Genomic DNA, 22,101 nt, shown 5'->3' on the forward strand with positions numbered 1-22,101 from the left:
AGAAACCGGGAGGATCTGACACTTGAATATACATGGAAACATTTCTTTTCCAGCGCCGCCGCTATGGGCGGTGCTGGAACGCAAGCTGATCGATTTGATGAACGATGCCATTGAACCGCTGATGGAGCGATACGTGCGCGAGGATGGTACGATCCTCTGGCCGACAACTGAGGATCATACCGGCATCGACGCGCTGGACGACGCTTACGAAAGCTTCCATAACTGGCCGTTATTCTACGCGCTTGGCGGTCATGAGAAGTTTAAGAGGATCTCGTTCCGAGAGTTCGACGCCATTACGAAGCAATTCGCCGGCTATGACACCGGCTTCGGCCATGCGATGGTCGTGAAGGAATATGAGCAGGGATATGACTGGTTTCATCAAGGAGAAGGGTACTTGTTCTTCTACATGCTTGGGCTCGCCGATCCGAACGATGAGGCAACACGCGAGCGGGCTGTACGGTTCGCCGGCTTCTATAATAACGAGGATCCGGACGCTCCTAATTTCGATGCAGAGCTGAAGCTGATTCGCGCGCCGCATCCCGGCAGCATGGGACCGCGTTATGACAATTTCGATACGTATATTCCTTGGGGCTATAAGCGCTGGAAGCAGTTCTATGGACTTCCCTTCCAGGATGTGCCTGGATTTACGAAGGTTCAGGATGCCCATGACGAGCAGCTTGCTGTGCGGATGGGCGAGACGATGAAGGAGCGGATGTCTCGGGGCGATGCGGTGGTTAATCTCGCGGCGACCAGTATGATGACGAATGCTTATTTGTACACCGGCGAGGAGAAATATCGCATCTGGGTGAGAGAGTATGTCGAGGCCTGGATGAAGCGAGCGGCAGGCAACGACGGCATCGTGCCGGACAATGTCGGGCTGACAGGCGAGATCGGCGAGTACATGAATGGCAAGTGGTACGGCAGCTACTACGGATGGACATGGCCGCATGGCTGGCTGTGCGTCGGCAATGCCGTCACGATTGCGTCCGAGAATTTGACGCTGCTGGAGGGAAATCCGAATTATATGGACTTTCTGCGATCCCAGATTGATATGCTGGCGGAGCAAGCGATTGAGATGGACGGCACGCTCCACGCTCCGTACAAGCACGGAGATCCGGGGAATTACACGTACATGCTTTGGGATAAGGATGTGCTCGTTCAGGATCGGGGAGCAGGCGAAGATCAGATTCGACGAAGCGAAGGACAGCAGGAGGATACGCTGTTGTGGAAGGACGGCTGGTTCGAGTTCCGGCCGCTGGGCGCAATGGAGCTTGCGCATCTGTGCATGATGACAATGGAGAAGCAGGATTTCGAGCGGGCCAAGCGATTGCGAAACAACCATACCGACGAATGGCATCGTATAGTGGAGATTCCGGCGAAAGATCAAGGCGGGCACGAGGCTCCTTGGCTGGCTTATCAGCAAGGTGAATTCGAGCAATATCCCGAGCGGCTGCTGATGTACAATCTGGAGCAGGTCTATGGGAGGCTGGCCTATATGCGGGAGGACACGCAGGATCCGGCAACCTACACGGACGGTTACTTGCAGCGGCGTAATCCCGTTACGGTCGAAGGCTTGGTGCAGCTGACGATGGGCGGTCCGCTGCCGGTCTATAACGGCGGCATGCTGATGGTCAGGGTACGGTACTTCGATAAGCAGCAGAAGCGTCCGGGCCTGCCCAAGGATGTCGGCGCATTGATTGGCAAGATGAAGGATGACGGCCTTGAGCTCCAATTGGCTAATTTGAGTGCAACCGAAACGCGCGAAATGATCATTGGAGCCGGCGCGTACGGCGAGCATCAGTTCACAACGGTTGCGTATGAGCGCATGGAAGACGGCGAACTGAAGCGGATCGAAGCTTCAGTCGATCGCCCGCATCTAACCGTTCGATTGGAGCCTGGCGCACTAGTGAAGCTTGAACTGGGCATGCGCAGATTTGCGAATCAACCGTCTTACGCTTTCCCGGAGATGTGACAGGGAGACAAAAAGGCTGGCCGGTTGGCTAGGGTAGGGATCAACAATGGGGAAGAACGGAAGCATTGTGGAAGAACGGAAACTTCAGTCATTCAGGAGGGGCAAGCGTTGAAGATAGAAATCAGTAAGGAAGGGAATCAGGCTTCGGAAAACCTGATATTGGAAGAGTCGCGATCAGAAGAGCCGACTTCGAAAGAGGCGAACTTGGAAAACCTGACATCTGAGGAGCCGCTGTTAAAGGTGCTGTGTCTGGGAATCAGCGGAGGGAAGCTGTGGGCGGAGCGCACCGACGCTAGGGTGGCAGGCTTGGTCGATCTGTACGGGGAGTCAGCGTCAGCGGAGCAAAAGGTTCGCGAAGGCGAACGGGAAGTTGGATCGGGGATTGCGAAGGAGTCTGAATCGAGCGCAGACAACATCGGGGCTCTCGCGTTGTTCGCCGATGTGAGCGCAGCGCTCAAGGCGGTTCAGCCCGATTTGGTTTATATGACGATTCCGCCTTGGGCCAAGACGGATATGACGGCTGTACGCGAGACGATTGAAGCGGGATACGATCTGTATCTGGATAAGCTGCGGCCGGGAGATTGGCGGGAAGCCCATACGCTGCTGCAATGGGCGGAGCAGAGCGGCAGGCAAATCGGAATCGGCGAGGCGTATCGGTTCGACGGCCGCATCGCGCGCGTGAAGCAATTGATTGCCGAGGGAGGGCTGGGCAGGCTGGCAACCGTTGTCTGGCAATGCTATCGTACACCAATCAACGCCTTCTGGATGAAGGACTTCCATCATGTCATGCTCGAGGATCTGTCCTATCATCACTTTGGCGTGATGCATTATCTATTTGGATTGGAGCAGTTGGGTCGACTGTATGCGCAGTCTGTTCGGGCGGAATGGGCGCCCGAGCAGCCGCCTTGCGTCGTCTCCATTCAAGCGGGAGGCGATGAAGGCGGAAGCGACGGCGGCATGCTGCTCCAGTACTATGCAACCTGGGCTGCAAAGGGAAGAAGCGGTTCATTGCTGGGACACTTCCGGATAGAAGGCAGCGAAGGGATGATTGATTTTACAGACGATGGAATCATCTATGTGGATCAAGCAGGGGCAGTAACGGAATTGCAGCCGCTTGCGCCGTCCCCCTATGAACTGCGCAACGGAATTATAAACGAATATGTATGCGCCGTCAGAGAGAATCGAATGACAACGCTGGATATTCGCAAGGTTCATCCTTATCTTCAATTCATTCGCGCCGCGCTTGACTCAGTTGAACGGCAGCAAGCGGTAACGATAGCGGATTCACAATTAGGAATGGAAGGGAGATGACGGACATCGAGCATAGGGGAGCAAAGCAGGAACGTCCGTCCAATGACTTCAAACAGACCGTACGTCAATATAGGCTGCAAACGCCGGAGGGGACAATTCCCTACGGCGTAGGCTGCGCCTGGGTTCGCAGCTATGCGGATAAGCGCGGCCTGCGAGAGGGAGTTGCCGCTCTGCAAGGCGCATACAGCAGCGGCGCGCGTTATTTTGATACCTCCGAGGCGTATGGGGAAAGCGAGCAAGTGGTCGGCGAATTCGTTCGAACCATTCCAAGGCAGACGATCTTTCTGGCAACGAAATCGAGACTGCCCGATTTGAAGCCGGCGGAGGCTGCGGCGCATATTCGCCTTCAATTGGAGAGAAGCATAAGGCATCTGCAGACGGACTATCTGGACTTGTTCCAACTGCATGATGCTGCATCATGCTATGAAGCGGATGGCGTGTGGCCGGAGGTGCTGGATGTTCTGACGGATGCGCGCAAGCGGGGACTCATTCGTTATTTCGGCATGGCGATTCGCTCGCATGGCATGCTGGAGATGGCGATTCGGCACGGCGCCTACGCTTCGATCCTGACGTACGGCGATTTCACGCCGGTCAATCAGAGCGCGGGTCCGCTGATTCGCATGGCAGCGGACGCCGAAGTGGGCGCGGTCAATGGAAGCCCGCTCGGCAACGCTTGGCTGAACGGCCGCGATCCGCGGCAGCGTGATCCGGGGCGCGACTCCAAACAAATCAGAATGCAGCGCGAAGCAATCGCTTTTTATGATTTTTGCCAGAGTCAGGGGGTTCCCGTGCTGGCGGCGGTGCTGCAATACCCGCTGCGTAACCGGGATATCGATATGAATCTGACCGGTCCCGCCTCGGCGGCGCAGTGGCAAGAATCGATGGAGGCGCTGCGAATCAAGCTCCCGGCCTCGTTCTGGACGGATTGGAGCAGCCTTGGACGGCATTGGGCGGCGATGACGAAGCATACGGATGGCGAAGACTGAAGCGCAACGCGGAGCTTGATTCGTATAACGATGTGCTGTGCTTGCGCTTAGGAGGATTGACGGGTACAGCAATGGATTCCAGGGGGGCTTTCGAGCTCCTCTTTTTTTATTGTCTATCCGGCATTGCTTTGGATTAATGTATGCAACTCTCAAGGTAGCGCAGGAAGAAACCGGGCAGAACCTAACGAAAACGCATAGCGTTAATCTCATCCAACCGTCTGTTGTGTATTTCTAACGAATCCTAACGTTATTGCATCGCAGAAAGCAGTTTATTCACTAATATAGCAGCAAATAAGCATATAGATATTCGTTAGAGTTCCAATCATGCAGAAAATAGGCATATAACGATATGAGGATTCGTTAGAGATTCAGAATGTGAAGTCTGAGCTAACGGAATACCCATGTTATTGTATACAAACGGTGATACCGAATTTTTTGGATGAATGATTGACAAAGCCATTAATACAAGCTAATCTTTTGATTCCATTCTTAATGTTTCAAGACGGCAAGGCGGAAGAAGCGATGAACTTCTACACTTCGCTCATCGAGGATTCCGAAATCACAAGCATTATCCGGTATGGAGCGAATGAAGCCGGGAATGAAGGGACAGTGATGCAGGCTACTTTTCATTTGAAAGGACAAGAATTCATGTGCATCGACAGTCATGTCAAACATCAATTTACCTTCACACCATCATTCTCTATCTATGTCGCTTGTCAAACGGAGGAAGAAATCGGTGAGCTCTACGAGAAGCTTTTGGAGGACAGACAAGCTTTGATGCCACTGGGTAATTATGGGTTTAGCAGAAAGTTTGGATGGTTGAATGACCGCTATGGAGTTTCATGGCAGCTTAATCTGATTTAAATAATGGTTGTTTAGGAGATTGTCACTTCAACTTTGGGGACAATCTCTTTTTATCTTCGACCGGACGGTAATCGCCCGGTGTTTGCCGCGTCAAGCTATGAAAGGCTTTGTAGAAGTTGGCCATATTCGTAAAACCGCTGTCCATGGCGATATCGGTCACAGTCCGATCTGTCTCTTCCAGCAGTCGGATGGCGTGGCCGATTCGTTTGCGTTTCATATATTGCGCAGGTCCGATACCGTTCGACTTGGTGAATGCTTTGGAAAAGGCGGTGGGGCTCATATAGGCGATAGCTGCCAACTCCTTCAAACTGATCCGCCGAGTGAAATGTTCGTCAATGTGGGCCAGCGCCGCCTTCATCTGCGGATTGATCGCGAAGCGCGGTTCGATGACCAGGCCGAGCGCGCGAGCGGTTTCGGCAAGCAATTGCATCCCGCAAGCGGCAATGATAATCGAGCTGTAACCGTCCCGTTTGCGGTCTTCATGCTCGATTCTCTCCAGCATGCGAAGCAGATTTTCATCCGCCGGAATGATCCGGGAGGCACTTTGGCTTTGGAAAGGCCCCATGAATAGCGGCAGCAGCCCGGAATCATAAAGAAACGGAGGCTCCAGCTCCAATGTGAAAAACTCCAGATCTTCGCGGGACAAGATTCGTTCGAGTTGCCGCTCTTCCTCGTTGTTCAACAGTACAATATTATTCCGGTATACGGTGTGCAATTCCCCGGCAATTTTCCACTCGGCTGCGCCTTGCCTGATCCAGACCGCCTTGAAGCAATGCGAGACATGCGGCCTGTTCGATTTGTTCGAGTTATTGAACGATTGGCGTCGAATTTGGATGGCTCGATCGGCATTCATATAGGACATCTTCCCTTTTGGCAAAAAAGTAGAGGTTTAGGGCAAAATGAAGGAGGTCGAAATGACCTATTTCATTATACTTAAATTATAGCTTTACTATAGCACCGCCAAAATCAGTTTGCAAAAAAACAGACAGTTAAAAACAGGGAGGAAACTCGGATGTCTTACGATCTGGTCATAATTGGAGCGACAACGACCGCTCTGGCGCTGGCGCAAACCGTACAGGGAAGTCTAAAGACGCTTATAGTCAATGCTACAGAAATGGTGGCTTTCGATTTTGTGGGCAACTATAAGCAACCAGAGGTATACACGCAAGGAGCAGCCTATAACAAAAAGTTTCGCGATTTAGAGGCGGATGTGCTGCTGGGGACCGATGTGGTGTCCGTGACGAAGCGGGAGAACGGCAACGGTTATACGCTGGAGCTCTTGAGCGCAGGAGGTTTCTACACGATCGAAACAAAACGGGTGGTGGATACAACATTGGAACGGGAGGAGGGGCTGTCGGGGAAATCGCTGAATGCAATCATTATTCAGCAGAAGGGAGAACCGATGCCTTCTCTGCAGTGGCCGGGATTTGCGATCGTGACCGAACACCATGAACACAAGTACAGCACTGCAATTCTGAAGTTCGACTGCGCGCCGGACTGGACGGTGGCCGAGGCGCGGCATCGACTGATTGATGCATGGCTTGAACGTCCTGAACCGCTTCAGAGCTGGAAGATGGCCGCTATCGCCTTCTTCTTCGAGGAACGGACGACGCTCGGACAGCGGACGCGGGATGAGGGGTATATGGCATTGCCGGCAGCCAGCTTCGCCGAGCCGGAGGAGAGCCTCGCTGCGGGGATTGTACTTGGAAGGAGTCTGGTCGCATGTTGAACTATCGTCGAATACAGGATGGCGGACTGACGGAAACTCGGGTTAATCATGTGCAGTTTGAGGAGCAAGTCGATGTACTGATTATTGGATTAGGTACAGCGGGCGCAATCGCCGCCATAGCGGCCGCCGCTCAAGGAGCGAATGTGCTGGGGGTGGACCGACTGCCGGGTATTGGCGGAATGGGGACGATGGGGTATGTCTCCGGCTACTATTACGGGCTGCCAGGCGGGCTGCATGTTGATATTGACGAGGAAGCGCAGCGTATGGGCAGAGAGCATTTTCTGGATCGGGTCGAAGCGAAAAAATATATGATGGAAAACCGGATCACGGAGCATGGGGCGCGATTGTCGCTGGATACCAAGATAACAGGAGTGTTTATGGAGCAGGACAAAGTCACGGGGGTGTCGCTGTTCTCGCAGGGACGTCAGTGGAATGTGGCCTGCCATATGCTCATCGACGCAACTGCCGATTCGGTTGTTTGTATGCTGGCAGGCTGTGACACCAGTCTGGGTCGGGAATCCGACGGCAAAACGCGGCCGTTCACCAGCGTCAAGGTATGGCTGCACCCTAACGGAACGATTACGCGAACCAATCATGACAGCGGTTATGTCAATCAGTACGATCCCTTCGAGCTGTCTCAGGGCATTCTGCAGGCACATGCCAGCCAGCTCTTGGAGGAGTTCAGCGACGAGTCGAAACGCGTCATGTTTTTTGCCCCGTTCATCGGTATTCGCGAGGGGCGTATTATTGAAGCGGAGCAGATGATTACGATGCAGGATGTGGTCGCAGGCCGGCGGGAAGCCGAGACGTTGTTCTACGGTTACTGTGATTTCGACAAACACGGCAAAGACAATGTGCTGGAGACGGAGGAACTGCAGGATCTGTATGTGGCGGCCAATCTCAGCACGGCGTGTTTCTCGGTGCCTGTCACGCTGCGTTCCCTTACGCCGAAAGGCATCAAAGGAATGCTTGCAGCCGGCCGGCATATCGGGATGGATCACGATGTGGCGAGTTTGCTTCGCATGCAGCGGGATATGCAGAAATGCGGCGAAAGCGCGGGCGTCATCGCGGCATTGGCGGCAAAGCGGGGGGCAGAAGCCAGCGAAGTGCCGTACGGCGAGGCGCAGGCCATCCTGACAGCAAGCGGTTGTCTGACGGAGGAGCATGATCGCGGCATCATGTTCGACGATTCGTTCCGTCGCGAGTCGATTGAGTGGATGAGCGATCCGGCCGACATCCGAGCAGCGCTTGGCACAGATATGCCGGGTGTGGCCATCTACTCCTGCAAGCTGCTCGGAGAGCGCATCGCGCCGCAGTTGAAGGAGTGGCTGACCGAGCCGGAGGGGATGCTTCGTTACGGCGCGGCTATCGGCCTCGGCATTGCCGGCAATCCGGCGGGCGCGCCGACGCTGCGGGAGATGGTTGCAGAGCGGGACGCCTATTATTTCAAAGACTGCCGCCGCACGAACCAGTTCCGCAGCGCGATTGCGATCTATTTGCTGGGCAAGCTTGGCGATGCAGACAGCCTGGAGCTGCTGACGTCAATTGTGTGCGACAAGCAGGAATACGACCGGGAGCTGTATCACGAGATTAAGGAGACCAGCTACAAGCTGAATACAAGCAAAAATTTCAACGAGCTGTATTTCCAGATCGTGTCGCATGCGGCGGTCGCTTTAATCCGAATTGCCGAGGCGCATCCGGAGCTCGCGGTCGAAATCAAGCGTAGTCTGCGGGCCGCATTCGCCGATGAGCGTCATCTGCTGAACACGACGACTCTGCCGAAATTGACGTACGAATACGAAACCGTAGAAAATGTCCGCAAGTACGTTTTGCATTTCTGCGGGTAAAGAAGCGGTAAATATAAAGGTCCATGTCGCAGCAACGCGATGATGGACCTTTTTGGCATGCGCACTTCCAATACAGCATTCTATTGGTTCGGTGATACTGCTCCTCAATTGTCATGAAAGTCATAAAGACAATTCATGACGGAGTCACGACATGATTGGGTAGCAGGGTCCTGATGCGAAAGTCTTATGCATGAGAAAATGTGGAAAGTGTTGAGAAACGATCGGCACAGAATGAGAAGGTGAAGGAGGTAAGAGAATGGGCAAAAGCAAACCATTCAGATTTGTCGCTGTCTTCTTATTATTGGCTCTCTTGTTGAATAGCAATGTCGGTCCTTCGTTCATCGCAGCCGCGGAATCACTTGACGACAAGTCGTCACCTGTAAGCGACGAAAATCTCGAAGAGGCTCCGATAAAGCAAGTGCAGAGTGCAGCATCCATTCAATTGGACGGCGAAGTTGGGCTGCGCTGGGCTCGCCCAGCTTACAATGAGATCGAGGTTAAATGGAGCGCGCTGCAAATTTATGATGAGGAAACGAGGCAGTACGTTCCCGCCCCGGATATTGATCATTATTCACTGGAATGGAAAACGGGGGACACTTGGACGGTGCTGAAGGAAACAAGTGATGATTTTTATTACTTGCACACCGGTCTTCCCGAAGCGAGTTTCTCGTATTACAGACTATTTGTGTACGACAAGGATGGGAATAAATCTGATCCGTATCCGTTAAGGACGGCAACCGATCATAAGGAAACGAAGATTCTATTCTCGCTGGATCATGAAGATTTCAATGATTTTGCAATCAGCGAGGATGGGGAAGTTCTTGTATTCATGACGGAAGCGCAAGAGCTGCCAGGTGCAGTGGAAGGAGAGACTGGTCTCTATGCCTATCAATTATCTGATGGAAATCTTGTGCGAATCGATCAGGCTGTTCCCCCGACAGCAGACAGTACGGAATCAACGCTGGCTGTCAGTGGAAACGGTCGCTATATTCTCTACGAGAGAATGAATCAGGATGGTCAGTATGAGTTGTGCCGTTATGATGCGGTTGCGCATTTGAGGGATATTCTTACAACTCAGAGCAAAAAAAATGAAAATGTAGCAATCAGCCGTGACGGCAGCAAGATTGTGTTTGATTCAAACTTTGCTTATAGCACTGAAGATACCAACGAAGTTAAAGACGTTTATCTGTACGATGCTGCGCTTCCGGAGGCGAACAGGCTGAAACGAATCAGCGTAGCTTGGAATGGAGAGCAAGGAAGCGAGCAAAGCAAGCATGGCGCAATCAGCGCAGATGGTCATTATATCGCATTCGTCACGACTTCAACGGAGCTGATTCCTCCGGAGGTTGAGGACAACTCCATGAGCAATCTCTACCTCTATGATACGAATAGCGGCGCAATGCAATATATTCCTGTTGAGGAAGTCTGGAATAACGAACGATATCCGATCGATGTGACCTGGCCTAACTTATCCGAGGATGGCCGCTATATCTCTTACCGCATGTTCGTAAATGCGCGAGGTCTTCGAGCAGGCTTGCTAGACCTCAGTTCCGGTCAAGTGGAGCAAGTGTGGCAGACGAGGGGAAGCTCCCTTATTAGCTTGGATGTGCCGAAGCTAACGACGAACGGTCGTTACGTATACTTGGGCTTCTATAATTACGATCCCGGCACTTCACAAGAGCCCTATCGAACAAGAGGAGAACTGCTGTTTGATACGACACAGACCAATCAATATCGCTATTTGGGGAAGCTGCTTGATGCAAGTGAAGCTAGACTAACAGGCGATGGCAGCCGGGGTGTATATGAATTCTGGAACGCCCCGTACGAGGAGTATGAGGGCGATCCCGGCAGACCGGAAGGCGCTCAATTGGTCTATGTCTGCCTGGAGCGCTGTCAGGAGCAAGAGCCTCCTCCGAAAGATAAGATCACGAAAGCAAGTCTGGAGCTTCCAAGTCAAGTAAATGGCGATGTTCCTATAGGCGGGAACATAATCATCCGCTCGCTTGCCGAGCAAGGTCTTGAACTCAAGGCGGACATTGTATATGAAAGTGTTGGTCAGACGGGTACGCAATCGGCATCTGTTTCGCTCATTGCTGATGCTGCCGAACCGCGAGCGTATCGCGCGGATTGGACAGTGCCGGAAGACGCCGTTCGAATTGTATCGGCTCGAGTAGAATTGGCAGGTCAGCCCACTGAGGGGAAGGAAGCAATCATTGCTCCAATCGAAGTTGCGGGAGCTTTGAAGGTAAGCTTGACAACAGCAGCTCCCGAGCTGCTTCAAGGCGCGAAGGTGCATCTGTGGAGCGGCGGGCAGCGAGCCGGCAATGCCGCCGTATTCCCGGAATCTCTTGAAGCGGTTATTCCAGTTGCCGGCGCGGAGGACTACCAGATCCGTATTACGGACGCCTCGGGAAATCTGTTGTCGGAGAGAGGGGGCATTGTCGTAAAGCCCGGGGAACAAAGCGAGCTGCCTATCGCTGTCAATCCTTCGGCGAAGCTTGGGGTATCTGTCGTTGATGAGGGCGGCACAGCATTAGCCAATATTCGGCTCGAAATTCGCAAGAGGGAAGGCGAGCTAATCTACAGCGGGAAAACCTTGCCGGGAGGAAGTCTGGACATTCCATTCCAATTCTCGATGGGGGACGAAATTGAAGTGCGCGCCGTCGTATCTTCGCCTTACCAATCGCCGCCACCTGCAATCTATACGCTGGCAGCGGGCTATCAGCAGAAAGAGATCAAGCTCGTCAATCTGGATTACGCCATCGTTGGCGGCATCGCTTCCTTACAGGATAAACCTGTAACCGGAGTGATCGTTCAAGCATTGACAAAGTATGGCAAAGTAGCTGCTCAAAGCGTCACCGATTCGGAAGGGCGCTATCAGCTTCGCGTTCCGGCGGGGGATTACGACCTGTTCGCGGACCGGAAGGCGCAGCCCTTGTATGCCCTGCCCAAGCTTATTCCAATAACGCTGCAGGAATCGGAAACCAAGTCTATCCATTTGGCGCTTACTGCACAAGGCTTCGGAATGATAGATTTGGATGTCCAGATGAAGAACATCGATGGAAGCTTGACACCCATCGCCATCACGGACTGGAGAAGCGCCATTCACTATGGCCTTACTGTCAAAATTCTGAATGAATCCGGGGGAGCCCGGGCGAACAGCGTCAACGAAAAAGGAATTCCCGTGTATGGGACGCCTGGCGATGCTTTCGAAATTTGCGCCAACGGCATTGAAGCGGGGCTCGCCTCTTCTTGCGACACGGTCGTGCTTGATACCAAGAGAGAAGCGACGGCAGCGCTTAGATTGGAAGAGGTCGCGCAGATCACCGGCTCTATTTCCGGGACGGAGACCGTTCAATCAATGCAGATCATGTGGCGCGGCGACAGCAGCGAGCATTGGTCCGCGATGCGTAATCAAACCCTTCCTAAGTCAGGGGCATTCACTGAGTCCCTCTCGAAAGCGGGTTTTTACCAGCTTAAATTTTATAATCAGCATTTCATTGAAATATACAGAACAGAATTCGAGGTCTCGCAAGGTCAGCGAATCACTCTGCCTCCAATCCATCTATCAGGGAATACGCGATTGTTCGCGGGACAGCCAGGCAACGGATATTCGTTAGGAGATTTGAGAGCATCGCTTGGCGAAGCCGTTACTTTAAGAGCGGAGTATCAGTTGAATGGATCGCAGGCCATTACGAATACGCAGCTTGTCATTGAAGTTGCAGCCGGTTCTTCATTGTTGACCAACAGCGTCACCTTGAACAAAGCTCCTGTAGAAGTGACGGAGGAAGGCGGGGGCAGCTATGCCATTATGCTTGGCGACTTGGCTCCCGGTGCAAAGGGCATTGTATCCTACCGCGTAACCATCGATAACCATATGGAGGAACAATCGCTGCAGCAGCTTTCCGCTCGCTATCAGGTAGATGAAGACTCGGATGTCGTAGAGGAAACGATCGGAGCAGCCTATATCCATGCAGGCGATGTGACGCTGGAAGCGCCTAAGTTGGTGAAGCAGAAGACATTGACGGTGAGCGGCCGAGCCCCGGCGGGCAAGCAGGTATTGATCTATGCGAGCATGTCGCTTATTGGCAGCGCTCAAGCTACCCAAGGCGGGCTATGGACAGCGAAGGTTACATTGCCGGATAAACCGGAAGGCTTGATTTGGGAGGAACTGCCGAGCTATCGCTTGACGGCGAAGGTACAGACTGCATCCGGCTACGCAGAATCACGATCCCAGCTGGTTGAGATCGATTCGGAAGCGCCGGCCATTACGAACATGTCAATTGAACAAGATGGCGGACGGGCGGCTGTCTTCCATCCTGAAGAGGGAGTTTCCCGGTTCCCCTTTGTTGTTGTTCCCGGCCAATCCATCTTTGTCAAACTTAGCATGTCGAATTCGAATCGAATATCCAATCCCGTTGTCTCATTCGGACAATTATCTGCTCCATTGACAGAGGAATCTCCAGGTCAATTCGAAGCGGTGATTCCGGCGAGCTATGAGATGGGATCAGGCATATTCGTCAGCTACGACACGACTCCGACCTCGATGCCGATAAGCGTTGAAGCGCCTGCTTCCGAAGAGTGGGAAGCGCAGCAATCGCATCTTGCCGCCAACTGGGGAGAGATCAAGGAGAGCGTTGCAGATGCCGGTACGGAAGGGCCTGATCCGCAAGCCGCGTACACACCGACATTCAGTGTTGTATATCCCGACGAGGATGCAATTGAAGCGAACGTGCGGATGAGCGTCAAATATGAGAAGCGGTCGGAATATTCAGGCCCCTATGTGGGCTTCGAGCCGACCTGGGATTATAACACGGGGACGCTCGTCGTGAAGGGCAGCATCGCACGAAGCGCTTTAACGCCGCAACTGCTCAAGGAATGGAAGGTTCTTGCTCTGCAAGCCGACCCCGAGCCGGGACCGGGACCTGAGCTGTCTACGGATTATCTGGGCATTACCTTCTCCGTCGCGTTCCCGAAAGCGGAGTCGTTCAACAAAGCGTTCGGCTACTTCGGCACCTTGAAGAGCTATGTATCGGATACGATGGATTTCCTGGATTATGCCGATCAGCTCCTGCAGTTTCAGGATTACGTCATTCAGAATGAATGCTATGCGCCCAATGTCAATTATTACGTGAAGCAGACGGAGAGTTTATTCGATATGGCCAGCGCGGGTTTGGTGGTCAAAAATACGATTACCGGCATTGGACTGGTGGCGGGAGTCGCTTTATCCAAGCTGCCGACATGGGCTACAGCCTCCGCAGCTGCCTATATGACCGCGATTAATGATGCTGTGATGAGTAATTGGAAATCGAACCTGGACGACTTGAAGAAGGAGTTCGAGGCAGACAAGAAGTGGCGGGATGATATGGCCGCCGCGGGCGCTATTGACCGCTGCAAGAAGAGGAAAGACAAGGAAGAAGATGAGCCGCAGAATAAGGTTGCTGACCCGGTATGGATTTGGGATCCAAGCGGATATGTCTACGAGGCGCTGCCAAGCAATCGGCTTGAAGGGGTTAAGGCGACATTGCTGCAAGAGAATCTGGGCGATCAGGCGGTTTGGAGCGAGTGGGATGCGGATTGGTTCGGACAGCAAAATCCTTTGATCACCGATTCATTAGGCAAATACGGCTGGGATGTGCCGGAGGGTCGCTGGCGAGTTCTCTATACGAAGGAAGGCTACCAGACCGCGCAAAGCGCTGATCTGGAGGTGCTGCCTCCGCATTTCGATGTGAATATCGGGATGATCTCCTTGCAGCCGCCGATACCGACAATCGGGCGTGCGGTTGAAGGTCGAGCAATTGGAATGGTATTCAGCAAATACATGCTTGCGAATTCCGTTACGGCCTCGGGAATCATCGTTGAGAACGCCAAAGGGGATGCGGTCGGCGGAAGGGTCGAGGCTGTGGATGCGCAGACGGATGAACATGGACAACTGCTCGCAAGAAGCTTCCGTTTCATTCCGGATCAAGCATTCCGTGCCGGTGAGATATACCGCATGCGAATATTGTCACATGTGCAGAGCTATGCCCATGTCGGTATGGGGCAGGAAGCGGCAATGGACATGACCGTGCTTCCCGCAGGCACAATGCTTGATCAGGCGGCAGCCGATCTCCGCTTAACGTCAGGGTCTAGTCAATTGCTTGCGAAATGGACGCCTCGGGCTACGGGAGATGGCCGCATGTACCGGTTGACGGCTTCGCCTCAAGGAATTTCAACATGCGGGTCAATTGAAATTGAGGTTGGCATTGACCGAAGCAGCGCGTCCTTCGAGGGACTTTGTCCGGGAACTTCTTATCATTTGACTCTCACAACCGTGGACGGAAACGGGAATGAATCTGCGGGAATAACGGAGGCGTTCGCTACCAAAGCAGTCGCAACGCCGATAGTAGACTTGACGCCGCCTGGCGAGGTCAACAAACCAAGGGCTGCGTGGGAGGGAGATCAACTCCTTATCCGTTGGACGGATCCAATCGATGATGATTTCCACCATGTTCAGCTGGCCTATCGCGTGAAAGGCGCTTCCGAATATAGCGAAGGGCTCTTGGTGGCGAAAGGCAAACAGGAAGCCCGTTTGCTCCAGCTTAATGCATCCAAAGAGTATGAAATCAAATTGCGAACCTTCGATATTCGACTTAACGGCTCGCAAGGCCTCTCATTTATGGATCAGGCAGAGGATAATGGCGGCGGCAAGGGTGGAGGCGGGAATACAAATTCAGATCCACAATTGGCGGAGATTACATTGACCTCCGCGGCGAAGGAGTCAGCTTTGTTCAATCAAGCTCTCACCCTGAAATGGCCTGCCAATACATTCAAGGCTTCTGGAGAACTCCAAGTGAAGCGGTATGATCTTGGCGCGGCAATGATTCCCCCCGGTATGACACCGATGAGCGAGGCATTCACTCTTCAATCCGAGCTAACGCCGCTGAAGCGAATCTCCTTGAAAGCGATAGTGGATGGGAGCTTGTTGAAGAAGGCAGATCTTCGCAAGGCAGGTCTCTACCGGCAGAATGAGGATAACCCTGGCAAGTGGGTCTATGTAGGCGGAATTGTTAACCCATCGAAGTTAACGGTTCGTGCGGACATATCCGAGTGGGGGACGTATGCCTTATTCCTGAGAGAGTCTGACTTCTCCGATATGGTGAACCATTGGAGTCGCCAAGAGGTGGAGGTGCTTGCGAGCAGGGGACTCTTGCAGGGAACTTCGCCCCGTCGATTCGAACCCGAACGCGAACTGACAAGAGCGGAAGCTGTAACGCTTATCTTGTCTATCCTTCGCGCTGCTGGGAAGCTATCGGAAGCGGACGCGCATGAAAGCATGGGGAGCGGGACTTTCGCGGATGTGAAGAGCGGATCCTGGTATGAGGAAGCAGTCGAGCTCGCGGCAAGTCTCAGGATTGTTCAGGGCTCGCAGGGGCGTTTCCGGCCGGGCGAACCAGTCACTCGGGAAGAGCTTGCATTGATTCTGTATCGAACCTTCCCAAGTGCCGGAACAATCGCTTCTTCCAAAGCATTGGAATCCTTTCAAGATGCGGATTCTGTGTCCGAATGGGCAATATCCGCGATGCAGGCTGCCGTCGAGGAAGGCTTGCTGAAGGGATTGTCGCCGACGATGCTTGCCCCTAGAGCGAAGCTGAAGCGAGGTGAGGCCGCAGTTATTCTGTACCGAATGCTTGATCGCATGGGGCTCATCACAGAGTGAAGCCATGCAAACAAATGTTGAACCATGATTATGAAACAAGGGAGTGTTAGGGAATGGAATGGCTTGTTGTGATTCATGTGGTTTCTGCTTTTCTGGGTATCGGTCCGACCTATTTCGGCCATGTGTTGTTCAGGAGAAGCGCGCAGACGAATCAGCTTAAGCAGTCGCTCGCGCTTATGCAGACTTTGAATTATTTCCCGAAAATCGGGGGATCGATTGCCGTTGTCTCAGGTGTGTTGCTGGTCGCGCTTATGGAGTGGAGATTCGTGGATCCGTGGATCCTGCTGTCGCTTATTCTGTATGTGATCATTCAGATTATCGTAGTAGGCATGCTTAGTCCTGAGGCGGCGAAGCTAGATCAGCTTCTGAAGCAAGAGGAAACGGGGGGATCAGATCCTGCACGAACCGTAACCAGGACAAAGATGCTAGCTCGTATCAATCGCTTGTATGAAGCAGCTTCGTTATTAGGCATTGTGCTCCTAATTCTAATGGTAATGAAACCCTACTTTTAAATGTTGGGGACTTTCTCAACTCTCAATTTTAATTTAATGGAGGAATGGCAAATGAATTTATTAGGAAAAGTAGCTTTTATATCGGGGGGTGCTCGAGGAATCGGGGCATCCACAGCATTGAAGTTAGCCGAGCAAGGCGCAAAAATTGCAGTGAATTATGTTCAGCAAAGCGAAAAGGCAGAGGAAATCGTCGAACGAATTCGTCGCGGGGGAGGCGAGGCGGAGCTTGTAAGAGCGGATGTCCGGGATTCCGAACAGGTAGCTGCTGCCGTCGCTCATGTTGAAGCGACACTTGGCGAAATCGATATTCTTGTTTGCAATGCGAATATGCCCTTTGTTATGAAGCCTCTTAGCGAAATGAGCTGGGAGGAGTTTGCGGAGAAGCTGAATAGCGAAATGAAGGCTTCCTTCACGTTGACGCAAGCGGTGCTTCCTGCGATGATCGCTCGGAAATATGGAAGAATGATTTATATATCGAGTAATGCTGCGGACTCTCCAATGCCTTATATGGCTGCGCATGGCTCAGCCAAGTCCGCCCTCAATGCGTATGCGAAGTATGTAGCGCTGGAATATGCTCCTCTTGGCATTACAGCGAATGTGGTATCGCCGGGACTGGTCCAGACCGAGGCATCTGCTCATACCCCTGAATCGATTAAGCAGCAGGTTGCGGCAATGACACCTCTCCAGCGTGTAGCTGTGCCGGATGATATATCAGGTATGATTGCCTTCCTTGCAAGTGAAGAAAGCCGGTTCCTAACGGGCACGTACACAAGGGTAAATGGCGGATTGGCCATGAATTAAGCTGAATTAAGGTGATGTAAAGGGGAGTTATACGTTGAATAAGAAAAGTCTGCAAGTCTTTCTTCCACTGCTGTTGCTAATTAATCTATTCCTTGGAGCTGTTCCCGCTGCACAGGCTCAGACATCTGGTCCTCCTGTCAGTTTGCAAAAATATATGATGATCGATCAGTTCGGCTATAGACCGGAAGACGACAAAGTTGCCGTGTTGGTAGATCCGCAATCGGGCTATAACAGTGCAGATGCATATATGCCTGGTCCGACTCTTGAAGTAAGAAGAGTTGGCGATGATGATACTGTGTTTACAGGAGAGCCAGTCCTATGGAATAACGGCTCCACACAGTCCTCCTCGGGGGATCGCGGCTGGTGGTTCGACTTCTCTTCTGTAACAGCAGAAGGAGAATATTATCTCTGGGATCCACAGAACAATTCCAAGTCCTTCGATTTCGCAATTAACAAGAATGTGTATAAGGACGTATTAAAGGCTGCGATCAAGACGTTCTATTATCAGAGAATTGGGACACCGCATTTGCCGGAGCATGCAGGCGCTGCCTATGCGGATGGAGCAGCTTTCCTCGGCCCTCATCAAGATTCGGAGGCTAGAAATGTATTCGATCGGAACAACCCCGCTACGGAAAGAGATCTATCCGGCGGCTGGATGGATGCAGGCGATTTCAATAAATATGTGACCTACACAGCGCAGCCCGTCAATGAGCTTCTATCCGCATATGAGCAGAACCCGGATATCTTCACGGATGATTACGATATCCCGGAATCCGGAAACGGCATTCCGGATGTATTGGATGAAGTGAAGTGGGAACTCGATTGGCTAATAAAGATGCAGGAGAACGATGGGGGCGTTCTCTTAAAAGTAGGGGTGCCGAGCAGCGGCCAAATAGGTGAATTCGCGAATCCGCCGAGCGCCATTACGAGCTATCGCTATTACTTGCCCAAGGCGTCTTCTTCGACGATTGTAACGGCTCTTAATTTTGCTCATGCAGCACTTGTTTACAGGGAGTTTCCTTCCTTAAAGAGCTATGCCGATGATTTGCAGCAACGGGCTGTTCAGGCATGGGACTGGTACCAGGCGAATCCTAAATCCGATGATGCAGACAAAGGAGAGATTGAAGCCGGAGACGCGGATATGTCGCTGCAGAGCCAAGCGCAGATCGCAACGATTGCTTCTGTGTACTTATATGCCTTAACAGGCGAGGACAGATTTCATTCCGAATTCAAAAATAATTACAAATCGACATGGCCGCTAAGTGATGGTTACTGGGGTATGTATTATGGGGAACAAGCGGATGGTGTCATGTTCTATACGACGCTTCCGAATGCTGATCCGGCAGTGAGATCCTATATATTGGAAAGACGGGATGTGCAGGATTTCGACGAGGCTTTCCATGACGATGATGATTTGTATCGAGCCTTCGTGCCTGATTTCTCCTATCATTGGGGCAGTCTCCAGGTTCGAGCCCGTCTGGGCGCAACTGCTTATGACTTCGTTCAATATGAGATTAATCCGAGCAAGAAGGAGAACTACGACAAACGCGCTAAGAACATCCTGCATTACTTTCATGGCGTAAATCCGAATGGCTTCACGTATCTGACGAATATGAGCGAGTATGGAGCAGAGCATTCCATTTCTCAAATCTACCATAGCTGGTTTGCGGATGGCTCGCAGTGGGATCTCGCGCCTCCCGGCTTCGTGCCAGGCGGGCCGAGCACACAATATAGCGGAACTTCAGCTCCTCCATTGGGTCAACCCATGCAGAAGATGTATAAGGATTGGAATGGCATCTCATGGGAGTGGCCGAATAACGTCGACGCGTCATGGGAGATTACAGAGAATGGCATCTATTATCAAGCCGCTTATGCGAAGCTCCTAGCCAAGTTTGTGACGGCTCCGCCTCTGCCGACGGAGGCGCCGTCCGCACCGGCTAATGTGTCAGCACAAGCAACAGGCACAACCTCGATTGCTCTGCAATGGAGCAAGTCAGACTTTGCTTCCAGCTATGATATTGAAGTGGATGGTGTCGTCCAGAATAACGGCCCAAGCATTGCCTATACTCACGAAGGGCTGGAGCAAGGTTCAACCCATGTCTATCGTGTCCGGGCGAAGAATAATGTTGGCATGAGCTCTTGGAGCAATCCTGTCAGCGCGGTTACCGATGTGCCGCCGCCGCCGCCGCAGACGCCTGAGCAAATCTCCGCAGACGCAACGAGCAGTTTTGCTGTGCTTGTGAGCTGGGAAACTTCCGCTGGCGCAACGAAATATGAGCTTGAGGTTGATGGCGTGGTTCTGGATAATGGCAGCCTTACTTCCTATGAGCATAACGGATTGGCTTCTCAATCAACCCATAGTTATAGAGTAAGAGCGATCAACAGCGGCGGTAGAAGTGAATGGAGTAATCGAACAACTGTAAAGACGCCGCAAGCTCCACCGACCAGCATCATTGATCTTTCCCATAACGGAAATAGCGGCTACACATTCGGGCAGGCAGCCGATCAGGTCAAGCGCTATCAGACGTTTATTGCAGATTCTTATCCCGTTCTAACAAGGATAGAGATTATGCTTAGAAAAGCAGGTTTGCCGGGACAGGTGACGGTAGAGCTCTATGCGACAGAGGATAACAAACCTTCCGGCTCTGTGCTAGCCTCTTCAACAATTGCTTCGAGCGAGGTAACGGAGGATTATGCCGCAGTGAGCGCTCCTCTCTCCTATGACGGATTGATTGCTGGAGTCAAGTATGCCATTGTGCTGGGACAATCAACTCCGGGGCACGGCGGAATCTATGAATGGCTTGCCGGTTATGATGTGTTCGGCGGTTATGATTACGGCAAACAAACCGTTACGGAATGGGTGGATGAATCTCATATAGGCGATGGATGGATGAAGCTGCATGTCGCGCAAAGCGTTGAGCCGCAGCAACAAATTCCTGCTGTTCCTGCAGGTGCGACGGTTGTTGCAGCAAGTACGGATTCTGCTCTGTTAAGCTGGCAATCAGTGCAGGGAGCTCAGTCTTACGAGATAGAGATTGATGGAGAAGGCCCTTACATCTCGACTGCAGAGTTATCCTACATTCATAGCGGCCTTGCGCCGGGTTCTACCCATTCTTATCGAATCAGAGCCGTCAATAATCATGGGGATGCAAGTGACTGGACGAACCCGGTTGCAATCGCGATGCAACAATCTTCATCTTCTGTTATTGATATTTCCCATAACGGAACATTCGGCTATACCTTCGGAGAAAGTCGCGATCAGTTGAAGAGATGGCAGATGTTCGTTGCGAATGCGAAGCAGACGATAGAGAAGATTCAAGTGAATGTGAGAAAATTCGGCAATACCAGCAACATGACGGTAAGTCTGTATGCGACTAAGAATAATAAGCCAAGCGGATCGGCACTGAAAACCATCACCGTACCGGCAAGCTCTATCAGCGAGGATTTCGCAGTCATAGATGTTCCGCTAACCTATACGGGTTTAATAAATGGCGCTTCTTATGCAATCGTGCTTGGTCAAGTGAGAAACTCTGACTATTCCACTTACGAATGGTTGACCTCAGCAGTCAACGACAGCTTAACATCCGGCAAGTACAGTGGAGGCAAGTGGATGGATGAATCTGCAATTGGTGATGGCTGGCTGAAAATATTCGTCGTATAATTGTTCATATGCAGGTTCAATTTGGAAGGAGCACAATGATGTGATCTCAATTGTATTGGCGGATGATCAGACGTTAATGAGAGACGGTCTGGACACGATCTTAAGCTTGCAGCCGGATATGCAGGTCGTCGGAATGGCACGCGATGGCGAAGAAGCATTGGCTATGACGCTCGAGCTTAAGCCGGATATCGTCTTGATGGATATACGCATGCCGGGCATGGACGGCATAGAGTGCACCAAGCAGATTAAGGCCTCTCAGCCCGGCTCTGTCATTCTCATTCTGACCACTTTTGCAGATGACGGTTACATTATTGATGCTCTGGCAGGCGGCGCAACGGGCTTCTTGCTGAAGGATATTCCAGGCGAAAAGCTGGCTCAAGCAATTAGGGACGCTGTTAAGGGAGATCTGCTTCTCCCTTCTTCCGTTGCTTCAAGACTTGCTGCCAGAATCACCTCTTCTGATGTCTCGGCTCAAGCTCTGGTGGGGGCAAGCCGGCTGAAAGCGAAAGGTGTTAAGCTTTCCGAAAAGGAGAAGGAGATCGGAAGAGCCATGATGGAAGGAAAGACGAACAAAGAGATTGCAAGCTTGCTCTTCATGAGTGAAGGGACAGTGAAAAATTATGTAAGCAGTGTTTACGCCAAGCTTGGAACTCGAGATCGAACCGTTGCCATGATGACACTGCGCGAAATGTTTGAACATCCATGACGAGTGGGTCTGT

The 22,101-nt window shown here is 52.2% G+C and carries 12 protein-coding genes; 11 read left to right on the forward strand and 1 reads right to left on the reverse strand.

The window, feature by feature from the left end; genetic code table 11:
• The first annotated feature begins 22 nt into the window (after positions 1 to 22).
• The 4 genes from HFP08_RS09640 to HFP08_RS09655 all read left to right on the forward strand — a co-directional run bounded on the left by HFP08_RS09640 (position 23) and on the right by HFP08_RS09655 (position 5,133).
• Complete coding sequence (locus HFP08_RS09640; RefSeq protein ID WP_168120380.1) at positions 23 to 1,972, forward strand: DUF8034 domain-containing protein; 1,950 nt, start codon at positions 23 to 25, stop codon at positions 1,970 to 1,972.
• A 108-nt stretch (positions 1,973 to 2,080) separates the two neighbouring features.
• Positions 2,081 to 3,283: a Gfo/Idh/MocA family protein gene (locus tag HFP08_RS09645; protein ID WP_168120381.1), complete on the forward strand. Its 1,203-nt coding sequence runs from the start codon at positions 2,081 to 2,083 to the stop codon at positions 3,281 to 3,283.
• Entirely contained in the window at positions 3,280 to 4,269 is a 990-nt protein-coding gene (locus tag HFP08_RS09650) for an aldo/keto reductase (RefSeq protein ID WP_168120382.1), read from the forward strand. The genes HFP08_RS09645 and HFP08_RS09650 overlap by 4 nt, the downstream gene beginning before the upstream one ends.
• A gap of 477 nt (positions 4,270 to 4,746) precedes the next feature.
• On the forward strand, positions 4,747 to 5,133 hold the full coding sequence (locus HFP08_RS09655; protein WP_277345840.1) for a VOC family protein: 387 nt from the start codon (positions 4,747 to 4,749) through the stop codon (positions 5,131 to 5,133).
• Positions 5,134 to 5,155: 22 nt separating this feature from the next.
• Here the strand turns inward: HFP08_RS09655 and HFP08_RS09660 are convergent, their stop codons facing one another.
• Positions 5,156 to 5,986, reverse strand: a complete 831-nt coding sequence (locus HFP08_RS09660; protein ID WP_168120383.1) for a helix-turn-helix domain-containing protein — start codon at positions 5,984 to 5,986, stop codon at positions 5,156 to 5,158.
• Between the two features lie 159 nt (positions 5,987 to 6,145).
• Between HFP08_RS09660 and HFP08_RS09665 the strand changes: the two genes are divergently transcribed.
• From HFP08_RS09665 to HFP08_RS09695, 7 genes are all read left to right on the forward strand, one after another.
• Positions 6,146 to 6,862 (forward strand): hypothetical protein, encoded by a 717-nt coding sequence (locus tag HFP08_RS09665; RefSeq protein ID WP_168120384.1) that lies wholly within the window; start codon positions 6,146 to 6,148, stop codon positions 6,860 to 6,862.
• Positions 6,856 to 8,709, forward strand: coding sequence for an FAD-dependent oxidoreductase (locus HFP08_RS09670; RefSeq protein WP_168120385.1), 1,854 nt, complete (start codon positions 6,856 to 6,858; stop codon positions 8,707 to 8,709). Before HFP08_RS09665 ends, HFP08_RS09670 begins: the two co-directional genes overlap by 7 nt.
• A gap of 256 nt (positions 8,710 to 8,965) precedes the next feature.
• Complete coding sequence (locus HFP08_RS09675; RefSeq protein ID WP_168120386.1) at positions 8,966 to 16,408, forward strand: S-layer homology domain-containing protein; 7,443 nt, start codon at positions 8,966 to 8,968, stop codon at positions 16,406 to 16,408.
• Between the two features lie 53 nt (positions 16,409 to 16,461).
• A complete protein-coding gene (locus HFP08_RS09680) occupies positions 16,462 to 16,920 on the forward strand; it encodes a DUF2269 family protein (RefSeq protein ID WP_168120387.1) in 459 nt (152 codons plus the stop codon).
• 51 nt (positions 16,921 to 16,971) lie between these two features.
• Positions 16,972 to 17,721: an SDR family NAD(P)-dependent oxidoreductase gene (locus HFP08_RS09685; RefSeq protein WP_206109216.1), complete on the forward strand. Its 750-nt coding sequence runs from the start codon at positions 16,972 to 16,974 to the stop codon at positions 17,719 to 17,721.
• A 34-nt stretch (positions 17,722 to 17,755) separates the two neighbouring features.
• On the forward strand, positions 17,756 to 21,382 hold the full coding sequence (locus tag HFP08_RS09690) for a glycoside hydrolase family 9 protein (RefSeq protein WP_168120389.1): 3,627 nt from the start codon (positions 17,756 to 17,758) through the stop codon (positions 21,380 to 21,382).
• A gap of 40 nt (positions 21,383 to 21,422) precedes the next feature.
• A complete protein-coding gene (locus HFP08_RS09695; protein WP_168120390.1) occupies positions 21,423 to 22,088 on the forward strand; it encodes a response regulator transcription factor in 666 nt (221 codons plus the stop codon).
• The last annotated feature ends 13 nt before the right edge of the window (positions 22,089 to 22,101 follow it).

The organism is Paenibacillus sp. HB172176 (genome assembly GCF_011947265.1).
In the GTDB taxonomy this organism is placed as follows: domain Bacteria; phylum Bacillota; class Bacilli; order Paenibacillales; family Paenibacillaceae; genus Pristimantibacillus.

Coding starts and splice junctions, on each gene's coding strand:
- HFP08_RS09670 (WP_168120385.1), top strand. CDS start 6,856: ATGTTGAACTATCGTCGAATACAGGATGGCGGACTGACGGAAACTCGG.
- HFP08_RS09675 (WP_168120386.1), top strand. CDS start 8,966: ATGGGCAAAAGCAAACCATTCAGATTTGTCGCTGTCTTCTTATTATTG.
- HFP08_RS09650 (WP_168120382.1), top strand. CDS start 3,280: ATGACGGACATCGAGCATAGGGGAGCAAAGCAGGAACGTCCGTCCAAT.
- HFP08_RS09665 (WP_168120384.1), top strand. CDS start 6,146: ATGTCTTACGATCTGGTCATAATTGGAGCGACAACGACCGCTCTGGCG.
- HFP08_RS09685 (WP_206109216.1), top strand. CDS start 16,972: ATGAATTTATTAGGAAAAGTAGCTTTTATATCGGGGGGTGCTCGAGGA.
- HFP08_RS09660 (WP_168120383.1), bottom strand. CDS start 5,986: ATGAATGCCGATCGAGCCATCCAAATTCGACGCCAATCGTTCAATAAC.
- HFP08_RS09680 (WP_168120387.1), top strand. CDS start 16,462: ATGGAATGGCTTGTTGTGATTCATGTGGTTTCTGCTTTTCTGGGTATC.